The organism is Flavobacterium chungnamense (assembly GCF_039539165.1).
Lineage (GTDB): Bacteria > Bacteroidota > Bacteroidia > Flavobacteriales > Flavobacteriaceae > Flavobacterium > Flavobacterium chungnamense.
This window is the reverse complement of record NZ_BAABCS010000010.1, coordinates 142,542-149,307: the sequence shown is the minus strand read 5'-3', so window position 1 is coordinate 149,307 and position 6,766 is coordinate 142,542. Positions and strand designations below refer to the sequence as shown.

Annotated in this window: 3 protein-coding genes; all 3 read left to right on the top strand. The window is 31.3% G+C overall.

The genetic code is table 11. The features are described from left to right. Positions 1-250 precede the first annotated feature (250 nt). The 3 genes from ABD771_RS06045 to ABD771_RS06035 all read left to right on the top strand — a co-directional run bounded on the left by ABD771_RS06045 (position 251) and on the right by ABD771_RS06035 (position 6,603). Complete coding sequence (locus ABD771_RS06045; RefSeq protein ID WP_345092094.1) at positions 251-1,942, top strand: tetratricopeptide repeat protein; 1,692 nt, start codon at positions 251-253, stop codon at positions 1,940-1,942. Positions 1,943-2,433: 491 nt separating this feature from the next. Further along, positions 2,434-2,847 carry a hypothetical protein gene (locus ABD771_RS06040; protein ID WP_345092091.1) on the top strand — a complete coding sequence of 138 codons (414 nt, stop codon included), beginning with the start codon at positions 2,434-2,436 and terminating at the stop codon, positions 2,845-2,847. A gap of 9 nt (positions 2,848-2,856) precedes the next feature. After that, positions 2,857-6,603, top strand: coding sequence for a GEVED domain-containing protein (locus tag ABD771_RS06035; RefSeq protein ID WP_345092088.1), 3,747 nt, complete (start codon positions 2,857-2,859; stop codon positions 6,601-6,603). Positions 6,604-6,766: the final 163 nt, after the last annotated feature.

Below are 6,766 nucleotides of genomic sequence, written 5' to 3'. Positions count from 1 at the left end.
TGCTTACAATTTTGCTGAGAAAAAACCATCTTTAAAAAACAACTTTGTAGATACTAAACAATTAATTCTTTTTCAATAATTTTATGTCGAACTCACGTTAAATAAGTTCAGTATGTTTAAAAAAGTATTTTTTTTTATTTTCTTGCTCAATATTTCTTTACTTTTTGCTCAAAGTAATCAGGTTTATAATGGTTATTATAAGAGATTTTTAAAGGTACAGTTTTCTAATACTAAACTCGCAAAAAAATATTTGGATTCTATTTTACTACTTCCCAAGTTACCGGATAGTATAATTTGTAAAACATATAATGACGTTGGGATTTATCATGCCACAATAGGTGATTATGATAGCGCTATTCGTTATTTTGAAAAATCCTATGCATTTGACCCTAATTGTGGAGTAAAAACTAAGGCAAATATTTTGTGTAATATTGCTAACACACAAAAATTATTTGGAAAATATGATTTGGCGATTGCGAATTTACATCGATCAAAAAAATTATATGGGTCTATTTCTGACGAAAAAAATTTATTAAAAATTGAAAGTGAAATTTGTTCGGTGTACTATAGTAAATCTGATTTCAATAAAGCATTAGAAATTTCATCTGAATTACTACCAAAATTAGAAGCTTTAGGAGATAAAAAATTATTAAATATTCAATTATTACGTCAAGCTAATATTGAGTTCAATGTTGGTGATTTTGAAAATGCTATTGTTAATTACAATAAAACCTTACCTTATTTTGGTAAGGATATAGATAATAACCTTCAAAATAAATATGTGGCAATTATGAATATAGGTTCGTGCTACAGTGAATTAGGAAAAAGCAAAGCGTTACACTATTTTTCAATTGCGCTCAAAGGATTTCGAGTTATTTCAGATAGTAGAAATGAGTTTTTCTGCATGGGAAGAATTGGGAAGTATTATTATAAAATCAAAAATTATAAGAAAGCAACACCTTATTTGAAGAAATCTTTTGATTATATGTATGCCAACTTGCCTCACATATCTTTAGAGATTTTCACTTTTTATCTTAATAGTTTGCAAAAACAAAATAGTTTTTCTGAAATAGAGGAGTTGTTGGCTTTAGATGCAGCTATAATGCTTTCGCAGGCTAATTTGCAGGAAAAGATTTTTTATTACGAAACACTAGCTACTCTATACGGAAAATTTGGAGATAAAGCATCCGAATACAGCGCGCTAAAAAGTTTGCAAACGCTCTATGCAGAGCGACAAAAGGAAAATACTTTTGAAGAGTTACAAAAAAAATTAAATCAGTACAATATCAAGAATGAAATAAACAAAAACCGCAACCTTGAATTACAAGTATCCAATTTAAAACTACAAAATACTATTATTTGGATTTTAATACTTTTTACAGTATTACTAATTTCCTATTTTTTTGATAAATACAAGAAGAAAAATAAAATACAAGGCCTAATATTGATGCAATTGCAACAAGAAAAAGAACTAAACGAACAAAATAACCTACTTAAAGACGAGCAATTAAAATTGGAAGGAGAGCTATTAAGAATAAAAGAACGAGAGCTCACAGCACTTCAATTAAAGATATTCCAAATTAAATCTAATATTATTGATTTTTTACAATCAAATATTATTAAAACAAACGATAAAGAACTGAAAAATATAATTGTTAAAATTGAAAGTTTTTTTAATAATGATGATTATTGGCGCGAATTTGAAATTAGATTCACAAACATGCATCCTGATTTTACCATAAAAATAAAAAAAACATATCCCGTACTAACAAAAAAAGATATTGACTTTTTATCATTGATAAAACTAAACTTAAATAATAAAGAAATTGCAACGCTTATAAACATCTCATATGAAAGTGTTATAAGTAAAAAATACTTACTTAGAAAAAAAATGAACTTCTCATCTGAGAATGAACTTGTAGAATATGTAAACGAACTGTAGTAGCAACTGAAAAGTCTTCATAAAAAATCTATTTAAATAAAATAAAGTCTGACAAACATACAAAATAACAGTATCTTATTTTTCTAAAACAATCTAAGCTATTTTGCAATAATAAAAAAGCCGCAACTTTATCTTTCTAGTATCAATAAAATTAAAAAAAAATATAAATAATTGTAAGCATCATTATTATTTATCTATGAAGTTATACCGTTAAAAAGCTTCACTGAAAAATTAACTAAATTTAAAAAAAAATAGTGACTGAGAAAAAGTAAACACAATAAAATCATTTTATCCAAACTAATTGTTTTTCAATATTTTAAATAAAATTAAGTAAAAAAAAATCTATATTTTTTCTATATATATTTTAATCAAAAAAATTCCAAATTTGTACAATAATAATTAATCTTAAAAAAATTTGGCCAATGACATAGAAAATCAATCTTATTGTAGAAACAATTAAAAAAGTAAAAATTAATTTAAAAAACAAAACAATGAAACATTATTTTTTAGTTCTATTCTTTGTCACTATGGGAACTTGTTTTTCGCAGAACAAGTCGATTTTTCATAGTGAAAATGGTAGAATTCGTACTCTAATTGTAGAAAATTATTTTAAAAGTTTATCTGCAGAAACAATTGAAGAAATTCAAAAAGTTAAACCTGCTAATGGCGAATTTGTGCATTTAGTTACCGATAAAAATCAAATTTATTTTTTAAGTGACATTGGTCAATTATCAGCTCCACAAAAAGATAATTTTTATCGAAAACTTTCTGAAAACGGATTTTCTTTTCAAGTAAATCACGGTTTACCATATGGCTATGTTTGGATTATTTTTCCTAAAGATAAATTTTCCACTGAAGACGGATTACAGCGTATTACAAATTTATACCAACAATCAATTAATTAATTTTAAATTATGAAGATAATTACCAAACTATTCATTATATGGTTTTTGTTGATTAGTCAGCTTAACCATGCCCAAACAGATTTGTGCCCTTCGACGGCGACGCAATTCTGTTGCGAATATGTTGAATCACTAACATTTAATGGAGTATCCTTCCAGGGTAACAACGATTACACAGGTCCCGGGTATTACAACTACACCAGCGTTCCTATACCTATTTTACAAGCAGGTACAACGGTACCATTAAGCGTAGTTGTAACAACCAATGGACCTTACCAAGAATATGTGAAATTTTGGATTGACTTTAACAACAATGGAAATTTAGAAGATCCAGGAGAGTTGGTTTATGACGAAACGGAGTTTATTGACAGTTCTACTTTTACATTTACAGGAAATATACAAGTACCAGCAAATGCATTTAACGGTCCAGTTAGAATGCGTTTAATAATGGTATATAACTTTATACCTGAGCTTTGTGGTGATTACGCCTATGGTAATACCTTTGATTTTGGTTCCTCTGTACAAGGAGGAGTAAATCCCGTGGGACTAACAGTAAATAGAACAGGTACTGGTAATGTGGTAAGTAATCCATCAGGTATCAATACTGCCAACAATGTAAACTTTTCTAATTTTGCAGAAAATTCATTAGTTACACTAACTGCCACGCCTATTGCGCCGCAATCATTTACAGGATGGAGTGGAGCTGCTACTGGTACAACCAACCCAATAACAGTAACAATGAATCAAGCAAAAACCATTACTGCTAATTTTAGATCATTTACTCCTCCACCAACAGCCCCTGCTACCCAAGAATTTTGCCCAGGATCAACAGTAGCTAATTTAGTAGCTACAGGCTCTAATTTAAGTTGGTTTACAACTGCAAATGGTGGAGTTGCGCTAAGTAATAATACTATTTTAGCAACAAGAAGCTATTTCGTTTCACAGACCATATCGGGTTCAACAAGTGCGAGAACTGCGGTAGCTGTTACAATATTGCCTAATTTAGGAGCATTAAGTTCAATTAACGGAATATCAGTTTTACCTTCTGTAACAACTGTTGCAACTTATTCTGTAACACCAGTTACTGGTGTTACAAGTTATGTTTGGGAATTACCAGCTGGTATGACTATTCTTTCTCAAACAGGTCCATCGATAACAGTGAATTTATCTTCTACTTATACCGATGGTACGCTTCGTGTTAAGGCAACAAATACTTGTAATGAGAGTCCAACTCGTAGTCTACGTATTCGTAGAGCGGCGCCAATACCTCCTGGTGGTTTTGCTTTAGCAATTACAGGTGAGATTGAACTTTGTACAAATGCTACGCAAGAGTATACTGCTACTACTGTAAACAACGGTACTTACTTTTGGACAGTACCTACGGGTATTATTATTGTATCTGGTCAGGGAACTTCAAGTATAACAGTTTCTTCAACTTCAGATTTTGTATCGGGTCAAATTCGTGTTAGTTGTTCTACGGCAACAGCTACGCAAATAGCTACAATTAACGTTTCTGGCGCTCCACTTCCTTCTGTAATAGCAGGACCAAGTACTGTATGTTCTCTAACACAAGCAAGCTATAGTGTTACTAATGTTGCTGGGTTAACCTACCAATGGACTGTTCCTTCTGGAATGACTATTACCTCAGGACAAGGAACTTCTAGTATCTCTGTTGCTGTTACTGACGCTGTATCAGGTTTGGTAAGTGTTCGTTCTATCTCTTCTTGCGGAACGAGTGCTGCTGTTAACCTAACTGTTGGTACTACTCCTGTTTTAAGCGGGATAAGTGGTGCTGCGGTTGTATGTGGTGCTGCACAAGCTACCATAGGCGCTAATGGTCAGGTGTTAAACAACAATCCAGTAAATCAATATACTTACGCTGTTGCTGCTGTAGCAGGTGTTACAAACTACAATTGGTCTGTTCCAACTGGTGCAACTTTGGTTTCTGGGCAAGGAACAAATGCTATTGTAGTAAGTTTTAATTTATCTAATTTTGGATCTGGTAACATTAATGTTCAAGGTAGTAACTCATGTGGAACAGGAATTATTCGCACACTTGCCGTGAGCAGCGTTACCGGAAATATTGCAGGACCTACCAACATATGTTCGCTAACCACTGCTACCTACTCGGTACCAACAGATATAGGAACAAATTATGTATGGAGTTTACCTACTGGTATGAACATAACGGGTGGTTCTGGTACATCAAGTATACAAGTTAGTATTACTCACCCAATAAATTTTGCAAACTCTAATCAGGTTTCTGTATCCTTTACTACAGCATGTGGCGGTACAAGAACTTTTAATATTACCGTTGCTTGTGGGGATTACACTAATTTAAGAGATTTGGATTGTGGCAGACAAGTAAATAATACTGATGTAATTCAGGCAACTAATGTCAATAATGCAAGTGAATATAAATTTGAAATTAGCGGTGGAAATTTAACTTCACCTATAGAATTGATTAGAAATTATAGGTTTTTAAGCGTAAGTCAAATACCTGGATTTTCATTTAATCAAACTTACAGCGTTAGAGTAGCTGTTAAATTAAATGGGAATACCAATTTTGGATTTTATGGAGCTTCTTGCTCTATACAAACTGTATTCCCGGGAAATCCTCCAAGTTTAACAAGTTCAGATTGCAATAAAAATGTAGCGCTTGATGATATTCTAAATACAAGTCTAATAGCTGGAGTAACAAACTATAAATTCGAAATCTCAGGCGGTAACTTGACAAGCCCTGTTTATCTTACAAATACATCACCTGTTTTAAGTTTAAACCAAATTAATGGTTTAATATTTAATCAAACTTACAATGTAAGAGTGGCTATTAAATTTGGAGCAAATGGAGAATTTTCGGATTGGGGACCAACATGTACCTTTACTACATCTGTAATTAAGCCAACAAAATTAATCAGTACACATTGTGGAAACACATTTAATGGTTCTAGTTTTATATTTGCAGATACAGTTTTGGGGGCAACAAGTTATAAATTTGAAATAAGTGGAAATAGCCTTATTAATCCAATAGAAGTAATTAGAAATAATAGAGCTTTAGTTCTTGGTTTAATCAGTAACTTACAACCAAATCAAACTTATCAAATACGTGTAGCTGCTGGATTTAATGGGAATTATGGGTCATATGGTAATTCATGTAATGTAATATATCAAAATCTAACAACAACTTCGTTGGTAGCTTCACAGTGCGACAATTATCAAGTTACAAGTAATTCGATGTTAATAGAAGCAGATGCAGTAGCAGGTGCAACAATGTATCGATTTAGAGTTTTCAATGGAATCGATTATGACACTTTTTACGATAGTTCAAATAATAGCTTTACTTTAGATAACTTCCCTGGATTAGTTCCAAATGGTGAGATATACTCTGTTCAAGTAGCTATTAAGTTTCCAAATCAATCAAATTTTGGATCTTTTAGTAAAACATGTACCATCAAGACTCCTATGCAAACATCAAGAATTATTGCATCCGATGTTCAATTAGAAGTAGTAAATGTATTTGAGGCTTTAGCATATCCAAATCCATTTGCAGCCAACTTCAAGTTGGATGTAAAAACTAATAGTGAGGCAAACATTCATGTTAGAGTTTATGACATGATAGGAAAACTAGTAGAAGACAAAATGATAAATGCTTCTGATATTCAAAACTTCGAATTAGGAAACCAATATCCATCTGGAGTTTACAATGTCATTGTATCTCAAGAGTCCAACACTAAAACACTACGTGTTATTAAAAGATAGTTTTTAAACAAAAACTAAATAGTTTAAAGCCTCCTCAGGAAACTGAGGAGGTTTTTGTTTTAAATTTCGATTTACTTAGCTCATAAAGTATATGCTTATTATTTTTTATACAGATTAAGAAGTATTATAAAAATATTTAAATCAGTATATATTAGTCTTAATT

What these genes read in the sequence shown, in the direction of transcription:
- ABD771_RS06040 (WP_345092091.1), top strand. Translation starts at nt 2,434, where the DNA reads ATGAAACATTATTTTTTAGTTCTATTCTTTGTCACTATGGGAACTTGT.
- ABD771_RS06035 (WP_345092088.1), top strand. Translation starts at nt 2,857, where the DNA reads ATGAAGATAATTACCAAACTATTCATTATATGGTTTTTGTTGATTAGT.